Origin of the sequence: Cryobacterium sp. TMT1-66-1, assembly GCF_004403435.1 — a bacterium.
GTDB classification, from domain to species: domain Bacteria; phylum Actinomycetota; class Actinomycetes; order Actinomycetales; family Microbacteriaceae; genus Cryobacterium; species Cryobacterium flavum.
In genome coordinates, this window is sequence record NZ_SOGP01000015.1 from 23970 (window position 1) to 38843 (window position 14874).

Annotated in this window: 12 protein-coding genes and 1 pseudogene; 4 read left to right on the top strand and 9 right to left on the bottom strand. The window is 67.2% G+C overall.

All coding sequences use genetic code 11. The annotated features are described in order from the left end of the window. Position 1: 1 nt before the first annotated feature. Together E3T29_RS10825 and E3T29_RS10830 are read right to left on the bottom strand one after the other, a co-directional pair. On the bottom strand, positions 2-334 hold the full coding sequence (locus E3T29_RS10825; protein ID WP_134345438.1) for an STAS domain-containing protein: 333 nt from the start codon (positions 332-334) through the stop codon (positions 2-4). Beyond that, positions 334-2298 carry a glycosyltransferase gene (locus tag E3T29_RS10830; protein WP_241987762.1) on the bottom strand — a complete coding sequence of 655 codons (1965 nt, stop codon included), beginning with the start codon at positions 2296-2298 and terminating at the stop codon, positions 334-336. Before E3T29_RS10830 ends, E3T29_RS10825 begins: the two co-directional genes overlap by 1 nt. A 316-nt stretch (positions 2299-2614) precedes the next feature. On the opposite strand from E3T29_RS10830, the pseudogene E3T29_RS20715 reads away from it, so the two are divergent. Continuing rightward, positions 2615-2728, top strand: a pseudogene (locus tag E3T29_RS20715) (helix-turn-helix domain-containing protein); the annotation flags it as partial. A gap of 268 nt (positions 2729-2996) precedes the next feature. On the opposite strand, the gene E3T29_RS10840 reads toward E3T29_RS20715, so the two are convergent. The 5 genes from E3T29_RS10840 to E3T29_RS10860 form a co-directional block, all read right to left on the bottom strand. Beyond that, positions 2997-4064 (bottom strand): aspartate-semialdehyde dehydrogenase, encoded by a 1068-nt coding sequence (locus E3T29_RS10840; protein WP_134345441.1) that lies wholly within the window; start codon positions 4062-4064, stop codon positions 2997-2999. A 102-nt stretch (positions 4065-4166) separates the two neighbouring features. Beyond that, positions 4167-5444: an aspartate kinase gene (locus E3T29_RS10845; RefSeq protein ID WP_134345442.1), complete on the bottom strand. Its 1278-nt coding sequence runs from the start codon at positions 5442-5444 to the stop codon at positions 4167-4169. A gap of 296 nt (positions 5445-5740) precedes the next feature. After that, entirely contained in the window at positions 5741-6340 is a 600-nt protein-coding gene (gene recR / locus E3T29_RS10850) for a recombination mediator RecR (RefSeq protein WP_092340318.1), read from the bottom strand. 3 nt (positions 6341-6343) lie between these two features. Continuing rightward, positions 6344-9121 (bottom strand): DNA polymerase III subunit gamma and tau, encoded by a 2778-nt coding sequence (locus E3T29_RS10855; RefSeq protein WP_174776418.1) that lies wholly within the window; start codon positions 9119-9121, stop codon positions 6344-6346. Between the two features lie 4 nt (positions 9122-9125). Then, positions 9126-9347, bottom strand: a complete 222-nt coding sequence (locus tag E3T29_RS10860) for a hypothetical protein (RefSeq protein WP_134345443.1) — start codon at positions 9345-9347, stop codon at positions 9126-9128. Positions 9348-9539: 192 nt separating this feature from the next. Here E3T29_RS10860 and E3T29_RS10865 point away from each other — a divergent pair, with 192 nt between their 5' ends. The 3 genes from E3T29_RS10865 (at position 9540) to E3T29_RS10875 (ending at position 11286) form a co-directional block, all read left to right on the top strand. Continuing rightward, the gene (locus E3T29_RS10865; RefSeq protein ID WP_104089009.1) at positions 9540-9722 is read left to right on the top strand and encodes a hypothetical protein; all 183 of its coding nucleotides are present in this window, start codon (positions 9540-9542) and stop codon (positions 9720-9722) included. Positions 9723-9731: 9 nt separating this feature from the next. Further along, on the top strand, positions 9732-10058 hold the full coding sequence (locus E3T29_RS10870) for a hypothetical protein (protein ID WP_134345444.1): 327 nt from the start codon (positions 9732-9734) through the stop codon (positions 10056-10058). Between the two features lie 367 nt (positions 10059-10425). Further along, positions 10426-11286, top strand: a complete 861-nt coding sequence (locus tag E3T29_RS10875) for a hypothetical protein (protein ID WP_134345445.1) — start codon at positions 10426-10428, stop codon at positions 11284-11286. A gap of 108 nt (positions 11287-11394) precedes the next feature. Here the strand turns inward: E3T29_RS10875 and E3T29_RS10880 are convergent, their stop codons facing one another. Both E3T29_RS10880 and pta read right to left on the bottom strand, forming a co-directional pair. After that, a complete protein-coding gene (locus E3T29_RS10880; RefSeq protein WP_134345446.1) occupies positions 11395-12645 on the bottom strand; it encodes an acetate/propionate family kinase in 1251 nt (416 codons plus the stop codon). After that, positions 12642-14852: a phosphate acetyltransferase gene (gene pta / locus E3T29_RS10885; protein ID WP_134345447.1), complete on the bottom strand. Its 2211-nt coding sequence runs from the start codon at positions 14850-14852 to the stop codon at positions 12642-12644. The genes E3T29_RS10880 and pta overlap by 4 nt, the downstream gene beginning before the upstream one ends. Positions 14853-14874: the final 22 nt, after the last annotated feature.

Sequence of the window (14874 nt, forward strand, 5' to 3'; positions counted from 1 at the left end):
GCTAACCATGGAACGCGCTGCTCGCGGCGGGATACGCGGTGAGGACGCGTTCCATGTTGGTCAGCTGCAACACCAGGCGCACCTGCTCGCTCGGCGCGGCGATGCGCAGGTCGCCGCCGGCCTGCCGGGTGACCTTGAGGCCGCCGATGAGAGCGCCGAGGCCCGAGGAGTCGATGAAATCGACGTCGCTCAGGTCGACAGCCACCCGATTCTGGCCGGCGGCGACGGATGCTGCCACCACCTCCCGCAGGCGCGGTGCGGTGACCATATTCAAACGTCCCATGATGTGCACGACGGCGATGCCGTCGCCCTGGTCGGTGACCATGAATTGCATTAGCGGCTTGTCTCCTTCGGGGTAAAGCCTTGATAGCGGGCGGCGGGTACCAGCACGCTGAGAATGACGAGGTCGAACACGACCCAGGCGAGGTTCACGAACGTGCCGATGGGTTCGCCGACGCCGAGCGCCAGCCGGGTCACGCCGATGATGGTGGCGACGACGAGCACGATGGCGACGATGATCTGCGGCCGGATCAGGTGCCAGGGCGCAGCGCCCTCCTGCCGGGTTTTCGGGGTGACCGCGAAGCCGAGCGGCCGGTGGAAGACCACGTTGGCGACGGCGGTCGTGGTGGCTTTGATCCAGACCGGGAACAGGGCGAGGCTGTACTGCTGGCCCCGCCAGGTCGAGATTCCGTGGCTGGACAGGATGAACAACAGCTGGTTGGCGATCATGAACGGCAGAAAGCGCAGAAAGAATTCGAGGGCCGTCGTATTGACCGGCAGAATGCCGAAGCAGAGAAAGACGGCGGGGGCGGCGAAGTAAACCAGCGCGGCGTAGCCGCTGAGATAGCTCCACATGGTCGAGAAGTACATCAGTCGCTGCGGCAGGGTGAGGCCGCACTGCACCAGCGGGTTCTCGCGCATCATGACTTGCATCGTGCCCTGCGCCCAGCGCAACCGCTGGGTGAGCATGGTGCCGAGGTCTTCGGGGGCGAGTCCGATGGCGAGGGTTTCGTGGTGATAGACGGTGCTGAAGCCGAGGCCGTGCAGGCGCATGCTCGTAGCCATGTCCTCGGTGACGCTGATCGTGGCGAGCGGCATGAGCGGCTGGGCCTCGTCGGCGCGGTCCACGTCGATCGACCGCAGCAGCACCTGCACCGATTCGAGGGCTCCGAGCGGGGACAGGTCGCGGGCGGCGAGTAGCTCGAGGCTGTGTGCGGGAATGGCGCTGGCGGCATCCGTTTCGAGCTGCAGTTCGGCGATGACGGCCAGGTCGAGGGTGAGTAGGTGCAGGTCGACGGCCACCAGGTCGCGCGACACCGCCGTGATGCGGTTCTGCAGCGTGTAGGTGGCAGGCCCGATGGTCTCGCCGGCGGCGATCGCGGCGCGCGTGTCGCTGATCGCCGCGCCCACCTCGTGCAGGGCGGCCTGGACGACCGGGTCCTGCGCGTCGTCGGCCCGGCCGGCCCGGGCGAGCACCCGGGCGGCGCCGGTGAGGGCGCGGGTGACGGCGCGCTCCATTTCGAGCACGTAGCGGGTGATGCCGAGCTGCATGAGCGCTTCGCGGCGCAGGAGGGCGTTGGAGCCGCAGAAGAACGCGGCGTTCCAGCCGTCTTTGCCCTGCTGGATCGGTCCGTAGAACAACGGAGCCTGGCTGCCGAGCGGGTCGCCGGCCGGCACATTCTCGAACACCTGCGGCGTCTGTACCAGAGCGATCTTCGGATCGGCGAAGTAGCCGAGCGTGTGGTCGAGTATCTGCGGCAACGGCACCTGGTCGGCGTCGAGAATGAGTAGGAACTCACCGTCGGTGCCCATGAGTGCATTGTTGAGGTTGCCGGCCTTGGCGTGCAGCGGGCGATTCTGCCAGTCGACTCCGCGGGTGATGTAGCCCACGCCGAGCTGGTCGGCCGCCTCGCGCATCTCGGGCCGGTTGCCGTCGTCGAGGATGAACGTGGAATGCGGGTAGCGGATGCCGCGCGCCGCCAGCGCGGTGCGCCGCACCATCTCGACGGACTCGTTGTAGGTCGTGATGAACACGTCGACGGTGAGGTCGGCGGCCGGCGCGGTAGGAAGCTCGCGCTCGCGCGCCCGCCACATGGTGAGGCCGAACAGGGCGACGTCGATCAGGCTGTAGGTTTCGGCGAGCACGAGGGCCACGGCGATCCACCAGGCGTCCCAGTTGAGTGAGAAGAACCAGCGCCACAGAATATAGTTCGCGCCGAGGGCGACGGTGACCAGCACGGCCACGCGCACGAGCAGTAGATGCGCCGCGGATCGGGCGGGGCGAACCGGTTTCCCCACATTGCTCCCTGATCCCAGGCCGCTAAGACAGGCGGATTCTGACACCAGAATAAACCCGCATGCGACTCCGCACCGATTCCCGAAGTGGGCATTGTGCCGTAATTCGGACTGCGCTACAGGCGCGCTCGTGGTGGGGGCTACTAAAGGTATGGTTTCTGACAACGACGAGCGGCGCGTGGCCGTCATCATCGAGGATGACGCCGACATTCGCAACCTGCTCGAGGCCGTGCTGACCCAGGCCGGGGTCGAGACCATCGCCACGAGCAATGGCCTCGACGGCATCGCCGCGGTGCGAGCTTACGATCCAATCGTCACAACCCTCGACGTGAGCATGGGCAACCTGCGCCGCAAACTCGGTGACAGCAGCATGACCCCACACTGGTTGGAAACCGTGCGCGGCGTTGGCTACCGCCTGGCAGCAAAGGAGTAGCGGCCCCGGGATTAGACGGGAACTCGGCGCCCGGTGCCGTGCCGCGCGCTGAAGTTCTCACTCCCTGAAGGCCTCCGGGCCCACCTTGCGACCCCGGGCCCAGTTTATAAACTGGGCCCGGGGACGGGGCCCGGGCCCCGTGCGCCACCAGGACCGGCCGGAGCTGCCGGGCCCACCTTACGAAAGCTGGCCCAGCTTCTATCATGGGCCCACTTTCCGGGCCCGGGCGAGGCAAGCACAGGCGCGCGGCAGGGCAGTTCGGAACGGGCTAGGCGGCTCGTGCGGCGGCGATGAGTTCGGCGATCTGCACGGCGTTCAGGGCTGCACCCTTGCGCAGGTTGTCGTTGCTGATGAAGAGGGCGAGGCCACGGCCATCCAGTACGCCTTCATCTTGACGGATGCGACCGACGAAGCTGGCGTCCTGGCCGGCGGCCTGCAACGGGGTCGGGATGTCGGTGAGTTCGACGCCGGGGGCCACCTTCAACAGTTCCTCGGCGCGGGCGACGCTGATCGGCTTGGCAAACTCCACATTGATCGAGAGCGAGTGCCCGGTGAAGACGGGCACGCGCACGCAGGTTCCGGAAACCAGCAGTTCGGGCAGTCCGAGGATCTTGCGGCTCTCGTTCCGCAGCTTCTTCTCTTCGTCGGTTTCGAACTGACCGTCGTCGACGATGCTGCCGGCCAGCGGAATCACGTCGAACGCGATCGGCCGCGCGTAGATAGTGGGCTCGGGCAGGGTCACCGCGCTGCCGTCGTGCACGAGCTGGAACAGGTTCTCGTCCTGCGCGGCAACCCGCACCTGGCTGGCCAGTTCGAACGCTCCGGCCAGGCCACTGCCGGACACGGCCTGGTAGGTGCTCACAATGAGGCGCTTGAGGCCGGCTTCGTCGTGCAAAACCTTGAGCACGGGCATGGCTGCCATGGTGGTGCAGTTCGGGTTGGCGATGATGCCCTTGACGGCCTGCTTGATGGCTTCGGGGTTGACCTCGCTGACGACGAGGGGAACGTCGGGGTCCATGCGCCAGCCGCTCGAGTTGTCGACGACGAGCACCCCGGCCGCGGCAAACCGGGGCGCCTGCGCTTTGGAGAGCGTGGCGCCGGCCGAGAAGATAGCCACGTCGAGCCCGGTCGGGTCGGCAACCGAGACGTCTTCGACCGTGATCTGCTCACCCTTGAAGGTCAGCGTGGTGCCGGCCGAGCGTGCTGACGCGAAAAAGCGGATGCTCTTCACCGGAAAGTCGCGCTCCTCCAGCAGACGACGCACCACGGCGCCGACCTGTCCGGTGGCGCCGACGACGCCGATGTTGATGCCGGGGGTGTTGGCTGAGCTGGTCACGTGTGGTTCCTAACGTCTGCAGTGGGGGTGAGGCGGGGCATCCGCTTGGTGAGGTGTGAGTTTCGAGACCATTCAGGGGCTCGAACTCACACCTCGGCGAGACTAGCGGCCGGAGCCACCGTGCACGACGGCTTCGATCTCACCGTCGAGCCCGAACGCGGTGTGTACCACGCGGAGGGCCTCGTTGATGGTGTCGGCGCGGGTGACGACCGAGATGCGGATCTCACTGGTCGAAATCATCTCGATGTTGATCCCGGCCTCGTAGAGCGCCTCGAACAGCTTCGCCGAGACGCCGGTATTGGTGCGCATACCGCCGCCAACCAGGGCGAGCTTGGCGATCTGGTCGTCGTACTGCAGGCTCTTGAAGCCGATGAGCTCTTTCTCGTTGGTCAGCGCGGTGAGCACCTGCTGGCCCTCCGACTTGGGCAGGGTGAACGAGATGTCGGTGAGCCCGGTGGCGGCGGCCGACACGTTCTGCACGATCATGTCGACGTTGGCGTTGGTGCGCGCGACGATCTTGAAGATGAGCGCGGCCTTACCAGGAATGTCAGGCACACCGACCACGGTGACCTTGGCTTCGCTCAGGTCAGCGGCGATTCCGGCGATGATTGGCTCTTCCACAATTACTCCATTTTCTCGCGCGGTCGCGGCGTTGTACACGATGGTGCCGGTGTTGTTGTTGAACGAGGAGCGCACGTGCAGGGTGACGCCGTGCCGGCGGGCATATTCCACAGCGCGAATATATAGGACTTTGGCTCCGGCCGCGGCGAGTTCGAGCATCTCCTCGCTGGTGACGCGCTCGAGTTTGCGGGCACGGGGAACGACCCGCGGATCCGCGGTGAAGACGCCATCGACATCCGTGTAGATTTCGCAGATGTCGGCGCCGAGGGCCGCGGCGAGGGCGACGGCGGTGGTGTCCGAACCGCCGCGGCCGAGAGTCGTGATGTCCTTGGTATCGCGATTGAAGCCCTGGAAGCCGGCGACGATGGCGACGGCGCCCTCGTCGAGGGCCGAGCGGATGCGGCCGGGCGTGACGTCGACGATGCGCGCGGAGCCGTGGCGGGCATCCGTGATCATGCCGGCCTGGCTGCCGGTGAAGGAGCGGGCGTCGTAGCCGAGGCTCTTGATGGCCATCGCGAGCAGCGCCATCGAGATGCGTTCGCCAGCGGTGAGCAGCATGTCGAGCTCGCGCGGGGCGGGAAGCGGCGTGACCTGGTGGGCGAGGTCAAGCAGTTCGTCGGTGCTGTCGCCCATCGCCGAGACGGCGACGACGACCTCGTTGCCTGCCTTGCGGGTGTCGACGATGCGCTTGGCGACCCGCTTGATGCTTTCGGCGTCGGCGACGGATGATCCGCCGAACTTCTGCACGATCAAGGCCATGGGACTCCTGAGATGGGGGTGTGCGGCCTGTTGTGCGGGCCGCGTCCAAGTTCCCATCCTAAATGCTGGTGCTGGCGGGCCGGTGCCATGTGACGTTGCGCGGCAGAGGGGGTGCGGCGGTGGGTGGGGTGTGCGGGGTCGGGTGGGGTGTGCGGGGGTCGGTGTGCGGAGGCGGCATCCGCTCGCTGGGCCCACCTTATGGCCCGGGGCCCAGTCTATAAACTGGGCCCAGGGACGGGGCCCGGGCCCCGTCCGCAAGAACGAGGGGTGCGCTAGGCGCAGCGGAGGCGACCGGGCTAGTGGGTGACCTCGCGGCGGCCCTCGAAGGCGCGGCCGAGCGTGACCTCGTCGGCGTACTCGAGGTCGCCGCCCACGGGCAGGCCGGAGGCCAGACGGGTGACCTTGATCTCCAGGGTGGTGAGCAGGCGGGAGAGATAGGTGGCGGTGGCCTCTCCCTCGAGGTTCGGGTCGGTCGCGATGATGACCTCCTGAACGGTGTTGTCGGCGAGGCGCTGCATCAGCTGGCGGATGCGCAGGTCGTCGGGTCCGACGCCGTCGATCGGGCTGATGGCCCCGCCCAGCACGTGATAGAGGCCCTTGAACTCGCGGGTGCGCTCGATCGCAACGACGTCCTTGGCCTCTTCGACGACGCAGATCGACGTGGGATCCCGGCGAGGATCCCGGCAGATCAGGCAGGTAGGCTGCTCGGAGACGTTGCCGCAGATGTCGCAGAACCGCACTTTGTCGCGCACCTCGAGCAGCACGTTGGCGAGACGGGTCACGTCGAATTTTTCGGTCTGCAGGATGTGAAACGCGATGCGCTGCGCCGACTTCGGGCCGATACCAGGAAGCTGGCCGAGCTCGTCGATCAGTTCCTGAACGATTCCTTCATACATGGTTTAGTGGTCGTTTCTGGTTCGGGGCGCCGCGGAGTACGGCTGCTCTTCGATGAAGGTGGCACCGAGAATCTCGCGCACGACGGCCTCGCCGTAGCGCTGCTTCTCAGCGAAGGACGGCGCCCGCGACGGGTCCTTCGTGGAGCCGCGCTGGCCGGACGCGTTCGGGTGTTGCCGCGTCGCTGGCGCGCTCTGACCGAGGTTGGGTTGACCGAGGCTGGAGCGATCGGCATTCTGCTGGACAGCGGTCTCGTGACCGGCGGTCCGCTGGCCTGAGTACTGCGGGCCTGACTTCTGTTGGGGCGCGCCCTGGGGCTGCCGACTCTGCTGGGCGTTCGTGGGAACAGCGCTTACGGGCACAGCGGATGCCTCGGCGTGCGCCTCGTAATTCGGCACGCGTTCGTCGGCGGGGGCGTCCATCTCGGGCGGAACGTCGTCGTCGAACGGCGGCGGCACGTCATCGTACGGCGGCTCGTCGTGGGACGTCGATACGAAAGCAGTCGCGGCCCAAGGTTCGTCTGACGCCACGCCCGCGGATGAACCCGCAGTCCCAACCGACTGTGTCGACACGGGCGCTGACGATTCGGGGGCCTGAGCTGCTGGCGGCGCAGCGGTTTCGGGAGCCGGGGCATCCGTTGCGTCATCGTCGAGAGCGGGCAGTGCCGGGCCGTTCGGTGAGCCGGGGATGGCTACGGTCGCCCATCCGCTGGTGGATGCAGCGACGGGCGACGCGCCTTCAGCGGCCGGCGAGGCTGGCTCGCGCGGCGCAGCGGGAGGGGCAGGCATAGTGTGGGGAGTTACGTCGGGTTTCTGGGCAGACGGCGCGGTCGCAGTGTTCTCAGTCGCAGACGGCGCAGACGGCGCGCTTGTCGGGGACGTCGGCGAATCCGCTGCCTCGAGATTGGGGACGGCCGAGCCGACAGCATCCGCTGCTGCCGAGGGCGATTCGGGTGCCGGGCCTGCTGGCGCAGGCTCCGCGGCGGCTGCGGGTGCGGCACCGGACGCCGCGCTCGGCGAGGAAGTCTCGCGCCCAGCGTCGACGCGCGCGATGAACTTGACCCGCAGGCCGAGCACAGCGACGATCGCGGTGCGCAAGAAGTCGCTCGTTCCCATTCCGGGGACCTTTTGCTGCTTGAAGCTCTCGACATCGGCGTGACTCGGGAACGACAGGGCGAGTACGTCGCCGTTCAGGCTGAGTACGTGGGCGGTGTAGACGACAAGCCACGCGGTGGTCTTCTCGTTCTTGACCGCTTCGAGAATCTCGGGCCAGGCGTCCTTGAGCTGTTGCAGGGAGACCGGGGCACCGGGGACGATGGGCGGTTTGGGCGCGGAGGGCGCGTCCGCAGCCAACGGTGCTCGCGTTCCCGCCGCAGCCTGCGTTCCCGGAATGGCGGTCTCGACCGGCTCGACCGACGCATTGGCGGCGGGCTCGCGGGTAGCAGCGGCGCCACCGGCAGCGACACCGGTAGCAGCAGCGACACCGGCAGTGGCGGAGCTGGCAGCCCGCGTTCCCGGGATGGCGGTCTCGACAGGCTCGACCACCGGATGGGGGGCGGACTCGCGGGCAGCAGGAGCACCAGCAACGGCGGCCACAGCGGGCACAGCCGCCACGCCGTCGACGCCGATACGACGCTCCAGGCGCTCGACCCTCGCGAGGGCGCCGCGAGTTGAGTCGTCGGTCGCGGGAATCAGGGACCGCGCGATCATGAGCTCAAGATGCAGGCGCGGCGAGGTGGCCCCGCTCATCTCGGTGAGCGCCGCGTTGAGAATGTCGGCGGTGCGCGAGAGTTCGGCCGGCCCGAAGGCGGCGGCCTGCACGGTCATGCGTTCCAGCTCGTCTTGCGGCACGCCGCGCAGCACGGCCGCGGCCCCCGCGACGCTTGTGGCCGCGACGATGATGAGGTCGCGCATGCGCTCGAGCAGATCTTCGACGAAGCGGCGCGGATCTTGCCCGGTCTGGATGACCCGGTCGACCGCGTCGAAGGCTGCAGCGGAATCACGGGCACCGATCGCCTCGACGGCCTCGTCGAGCAGCGATGCACTCGTGTAGCCGAGCAGCGCGACGGCGCGATCGTACTCAATGGACTGGCCATCAGACCCGGCCATGAGTTGGTCGAGCAGCGACAGGGTGTCGCGCGGCGAGCCGCCGCCGGCGCGCACCACGAGCGGCAGCACGCCGGGCGCGACGACCATCTTCTCGGTATCGCACATCTGCTGCACGTACTCGAGCATCGGCCCCGGAGGCACCAGCCGGAACGGATAGTGATGGGTACGCGAGCGGATGGTTCCGATCACCTTTTCGGGTTCGGTGGTCGCGAAGATGAACTTCACGTGTTCCGGCGGCTCTTCGACAATCTTGAGCAGCGCGTTGAAACCCTGCGGGGTGACCATGTGGGCCTCGTCGAGGATGAAGATCTTGTAGCGGTCGCGGGCGGGCGCGAAGATGGCGCGCTCGCGAATGTCGCGGGCATCGTCGACACCGTTGTGACTCGCCGCGTCGATTTCGACGACGTCGAGCGAACCGCCGCCGTCTCGGGCGAGCTCGACACAGCTCGGACAGACACCGCACGGGGTGTCCGTCGGGCCCTCAGCACAGTTGAGACAGCGGGCCAGGATGCGCGCCGATGTGGTCTTGCCACAGCCGCGGGGGCCGCTGAACAGATAGGCGTGGTTCACTCGGTTGGTGCGAAGCGCCGTCATCAGCGGATCAGTCACTTGGGACTGGCCGATCATCTCGGCAAAGGTCTCTGGCCGGTAGCGGCGATACAGGGCGGTAACCACGATCTCAATGGTACTTGCCGCAACCGACACTCGCCCCCGCCGCGGCATCCGCTGCGACAATCGTGAAGCGGATGCCGCGGCGCGTTGAACCGACGACGGCGACATCAACGACGCCGACACCGGCCGGGCTGATGGTGGTGCAACCCTGGGTGCTCGCCGTGCTCGCGATCGGGGCTGCGGTGCTCGTGACCTGGACGTTCTGGCCCCGCAGAGAACGGGAAGACACCGACCCGGATGACGATCGTGATCGATCGGCCGATGCCGTTCCGGTTGGCGTCCGGGCCGCCGACTCCGACGCCGCTGGGGCCTCCCCCACTCCCCCGGGGTCAGCTCCGGATCCCTCCGCTGCCGCGACGGAGGCCTCGGCCGCGTCCGCTCCCGGGGGCTCGTCAAACCATCCGAGCGGCCGGCCAGTGCAATGATCGCCCGGCAGCTCGTCCTCGCGGTTGCGGCGCTTCTCGCCGCCGCGCTCGTTCCCGCCGACTCGCGGTGGACCGACGCGACGTTTACGGATTCTGAATTCGTCGCATCCGCTGTGACAGCAATCGTGGTGCCAGCACCGGTGATCGACACCTGTACGGCGGCGAGCGTGCTCGTGTAGCTCAGCCTCGTGCCGCGGATCGTGCTGACCTGCCACTATCCGACCACCGGATACGCGGCGGCCAATGCCCGCTACTACGAATCGAACACCGGGGTCGGCGGGCTCATAGAGGTCTCGCTCGGCAGCGGGGTGAGCACGTCTGAGCCGGTATCGGGAACGTTCACGTCGACCTTCGAGGGTGCGCTGCTCGGCGGACTGCTCGGCGGGGCGGGCGACGTCGGGGGCGCTGCGGCCCACTCGAGCGGGCTCGCTCATCTCGAGCGCGCACGCCACGTTCCCGCTGCTGGTCGGCGCCGGAACCTGCACGATCGTGAACGCCTGACCCATTACCGCTGAGGTTCCCGCTTACAACTGCGGAGATTCGGCCCCGCCGGCCCAAAACGCAGCGAAACTGGCCGCCGCCATGGAAAATCTCCGCAGTACTGAACGGCCCGAGAGTAGAACACGTTGGAGCCTGCCGGTCGCCGCCATCTCCCGCATCTATCGCGTGCCGACCGGCCCCAGTGCAGGTCTGCGGAGATTCTCGGCGATCTCAGCCCAGTCAGGCCACAAGCGACCCCAGGAGGGCGTCTTCTCCGCACTTCTGAACCGCTGCTGAAGCATACGGGGCCGGCCTCTCCTCCCCAGTCACCGAATTCTGGTGGCAATCCACAACTTGCGCGCACCTCGCCGAGCACAGCGTCATTCGTCGCACTATGCAGTCATGAGCCACGACCTTGTCACTGTTTTGTGCCACTTGGGGCACGTCGCGACGTCACAGCAACTGGCGGGTATCGGGGCCAGCCGACGATCAGTGAAATCTGCAGTGGATTCCGGGCTGATCAGGCACGTTGCCCACGGCGTATTTTCCTGCGCGCACCTCGACGCGCCGACTCTCACCGCACTGCAAGTTGGCGGGCGGGTCGATTGTCTGACTCGCCTGTCGCAGCTCGGCATCTGGTGCGGAATCGCGCGGCCAGGACTACATCTCCGCTTGCGCCCGCACCACCACCAGCGACGATTGGCCCCCGGCGCATCGATCCATTGGAGTCGCGCCTTCCACTGCTGGGCACCGGTGTTCGAAGTATCACCGTTTGACGCCGTGCTGCAAGCGTTGTCATGCCTCGACGATGTCGACGCGCTGGCATGCCTGGAGTCCGCGCTTTTCATGAGGTTCATCACGGAGGACGACCTCGAAGAGCTCCTCCGTCTGGCCCCTGACCACCTGCGCGCGTTGCTGCGCCTCCTCGATCGCGGGGCGCAGTCCGGATTTGAAACGTTCAGCCGGGTGGGGTTCATCCGCGCGGGCTTTCGGGTCGCGACACAATTTTATGTGACAGGTGCTGGCCGCGTCGACATGCTCGTGAATGGGTGCGTCGGGATAGAGACCGACGGTGAAGAATGGCACGGTCCGGAACGATTTCTGCCCGACCGCAGCAAAGATCGCGAAGTTGAACGGCAGGGGATTCGGGTCCTCCGCTTGGCCAGGCCACACATCTTCGACACGTGGCCCACTACCCTCGAGACGGTGCGTCGCATGGTGAACGACGCCGAGGACGCAGCAGCCTGGAAGCGCCGTTCGTAACGGCGGAGATATGGCAGAAATCGCCCCAATCACGCCAGATTCTAAGCGGAACGCGAAAATCTCCGCAGTTCTGCACGGCGAGCGCGGGAGGCCAAGCCTGGGGCGGGGTCAGCGCACCGTCGCCAGGGTCTGGCGGGCGATCTCGAGCTCCTCGTTGGTCGGAATCACGAGCACCGTGACCGCGGAGTCGTCGGCGCTGATCACGCGGGCGCCGCGCGCGGCGGCAGCATTGCGCTCGGGGTCGATGCGAATGCCCAGGGCCTCCAGCCCGGCAAGGGCGCGCTCGCGCACGAGCGGGGCGTTCTCGCCGACACCGGCGGTGAAGGAGATCACGTCGACCCGGCCGAGCTGGGCATAATACGCCCCGACGTAGCCCTTAACCCGGTGCACGTAGACGTCGATCGCGAGCTGCGACGGCCCGTCGCCAGCGGTCGCGGCCACGATCACGTCGCGCATATCGCCCCGCCCGGTCAGACCGAGTAGTCCGCTGCCCCGGTTGAGTAGTTTGTCGATCTCGGGAAAGTCGAGTCCGGCCCGGCGATGCAGGTGGAACAGCACGCCCGGGTCGATGTCGCCGGAGCGGGTGCCCATGACGAGTCCCTCGAGCGGTGTCATGCCCATACTGGTCTCGACCGAGCGGCCGCCCTCGACCGCGCAGGCCGACCCGCCATTGCCGAGGTGCAGCACGATCTGGTTCAGGTCTTCGACCGGTCGCTGCAGAAAGTTCGCCGCCTCGCGCGCCACAAAGCCATGGCTGGTGCCGTGAAAACCATAGCGACGGATGCGATACCGCTCGGCCAGATCGGCATTGATCGCGTAGGTGAAGGCTTCGGGCGGCAGCGTCTGGTGAAATGCCGTGTCGAAAATGGCCACGTGCGGCACGTCAGCGAATGCCTCGACGGCCGCGACGATGCCCTGCAGCGCGCCCGGATTGTGCAGCGGCGCCAGCCCCGACAGCTCGTCGATGTCCTTCTCAACCTGCGGCGTGACGAGGGTCGGCTGGTGAAAGCGGGCTCCGCCGTGCACGACGCGGTGCCCGACGGCCACCGGAACGTGCCGCGCAAGCGACGGCCCGTGGGCCCGGAACGCTTCGAGCATCACGGCGAATCCGGCCGTGTGGTCGGGAATGGGCAGCTCGCGCTTCCACTTTCGATCAGCGGATGCCGGAACGTGCGTCTCCGCAGAAGCCTCCGCCGCCGATACCTCGGCCTTCACCCCGGCGATGGAGTGCACGGAATCGCCGACGACCTCGCCGATGCGCTCCACCAGTCCGCTCGCCAGGGTGGTCTCGGTGTCCATCTCAATGAGCTGGTATTTGAAGGAACTCGACCCGGAGTTGACGACCAGAACGGCGGTCATCGGGTGGCTCCGGCCGGGGTGGCGTCAAGGGCCGGCGCCGCGGCATCCGTCAGGCCGGCAGCCTGGATGGCGGTGATCGCGACGGTATTCACGATGTCCTGTACCAGGGCGCCGCGAGAGAGGTCGTTGATCGCCTTGCGCAAACCCTGCAACACGGGGCCGATCGCGACCGCGCCGGCGCTCCGCTGCACGGCCTTGTACGTGTTATTGCCGGTGTTGAGGTCGGGGAAGATGAACACGGTGGCGCGCCCGGCCACGCTGGAACCGGGCATCTTTGTGGCGGCGACCGCGGCATCCGCTGCGGCATCGTATTGAATCGGGCCCTCGACCAGCAGGTCCGGGCGGCGCTCCCGCACGAGGGCGGTGGCGGTGCGCACCTTCTCGACGTCGGCGCCCTCTCCGGAAGACCCGGTGGAGTACGACAGCATTGCGATCCGCGGCTCGATGCCGAACTGCACCGCCGTGGCGGCAGCGGAGATGGCGATGTCGGCGAGCTGCTCGGCGGTAGGTACCGGAATGACGGCGCAGTCACCGTAGACCAGCACGCGGTCCGCGAGCGCCATGAGGAACACACTCGACACCACGCCGACGCCGACCTGCGTCTTGATGATCTCGAAGCTTGGCCGAATGGTGTGCGCGGTGGTGTGGGTGGCGCCGGAGACCATGCCATCGGCGAGCCCGAGCTGCACCATCATCGTGCCGAAGTAGCTCACGTCGGTGACGGTTTCGTTGGCCTGATCCAGCGTGATTCCCTTATGTGCCCGCAACTGCATATATTCCTGCGCGAATTTGAGGCGCAGCAGGTCGTCATAGGGGCTCACCACGTGGGCCTTGGAGATATCGAGACCCAGGCCGATGGCGCGCGATCGCACCTCGAACTCTTCGCCGAGAATGGTCAGCTCGACCACATCGCGGGCCAGCAGGGTGGCGGCAGCACGCAACACGCGGTCGTCCTCCCCCTCGGGCAGCACGATGTGCTGGCGGTTCTGGCGCGCCCGCTCGAGCAGCGCGTACTCGAACATGAGCGGCGTGACGACCTCGGCCCGACTCACATCGAGCCGGTCGAGCAAGGCCGGCGCGTCGACGTGCGTCTCGAACAACGCCAGCGCAGTATCGTGCTTGCGCTGCGAGTCGGCGGCGAGGCGTCCGCGAGTGCGGGTGATGCGCATGGTCGTGTCGTAGGAACCGAGCGAGGTGCGAATGATCGGCAGCGAGGGCGCGAGGCCCTCCATCAGCTGCTGGATAGCGTCGGGGAGGTCGAAACCGCCGTTCAGCACGATTCCGGCAATCGAGGGGAAGGTGGCGGAGGCGTTGGCCAGCAGCACGGCCAGCAGCACGTCTTCGCGGTCGCCCGGCACGACGACGACGGCGCCCTCGATGAGGCGCGGCAGCACGTTGACCATGGACATGGCGGCCACGACAACGCCGAGCGCCTCGCGGGCGAGCAGAGCGGGGTCACCCTTGATCAGGGTGCCCTCGGTGGCCTCCATGATGCTCTGCATGCTCGGGGCGACCAGGTAGGGATCTTCGGGAATGGCCCAGATCGGCACGCCAAAGGCTCCGCCCGAGCGCGCCGGCTGGGCGTTGGTCGTAGCCCGCACCGAGTCGATAATCTCGGCCAGGGCGGTTTCGTCGGCCCGGTTGACGATGATCGCCAGAATGGATGCGTGTTCGTCGCGCAGTTCCGCCAGCGCCACGTCGGTCTGCTGGCCGATGTCCACGGCCGAACGGGCGTCGCTCTGGCCGAGGCGTTCGCCCTCGCCGGGGCCGACGCGACCGCCGAGCACGAGTAGCACAGGGGCTCCGAGGTTCGCGGCGATGCGGGCATTGAAAGCCAGCTCGGTAGGACTGCCGACGTCGGTGTAGTCGCTGCCGATGACGACGACCGTGTCGCAGTTGGCTTCGATCGCCTTGTATCGGGCGACGATCACGGCCAGGGCCGCGTCGGGGTCGGTGTTGACGTCGTCGTAGCTGACACCGATGCTCTGCTCGTAGGTCTGCCCGGCCGCGGAACCGGGGCCGGCATTGGCCTGCAGGTGACGCAGCAGGAGCTCGACGACGTAGTCGGGTTCGGTTGCGGTGCGAGCGACCGGGCGGAACACGCCGACCCGTTCCACCAGGTGGGTGAGCGTGTCGACCACGCCGAGCGCAATCGAGGATTTGCCGGTATTACCTTCGGCGCTGGTGATATAGATGCTTCGAGCCACGATGTCCATTCAAGCGTATTCG

Coding starts and splice junctions, on each gene's coding strand:
- E3T29_RS10825 (WP_134345438.1), bottom strand. CDS start 334: ATGCAATTCATGGTCACCGACCAGGGCGACGGCATCGCCGTCGTGCAC.
- E3T29_RS10845 (WP_134345442.1), bottom strand. CDS start 5,444: ATGGCCTTGATCGTGCAGAAGTTCGGCGGATCATCCGTCGCCGACGCC.
- recR (WP_092340318.1), bottom strand. CDS start 6,340: ATGTATGAAGGAATCGTTCAGGAACTGATCGACGAGCTCGGCCAGCTT.
- E3T29_RS10865 (WP_104089009.1), top strand. CDS start 9,540: ATGATCGCCCGGCAGCTCGTCCTCGCGGTTGCGGCGCTTCTCGCCGCC.
- E3T29_RS10875 (WP_134345445.1), top strand. CDS start 10,426: ATGAGCCACGACCTTGTCACTGTTTTGTGCCACTTGGGGCACGTCGCG.
- E3T29_RS10880 (WP_134345446.1), bottom strand. CDS start 12,645: ATGACCGCCGTTCTGGTCGTCAACTCCGGGTCGAGTTCCTTCAAATAC.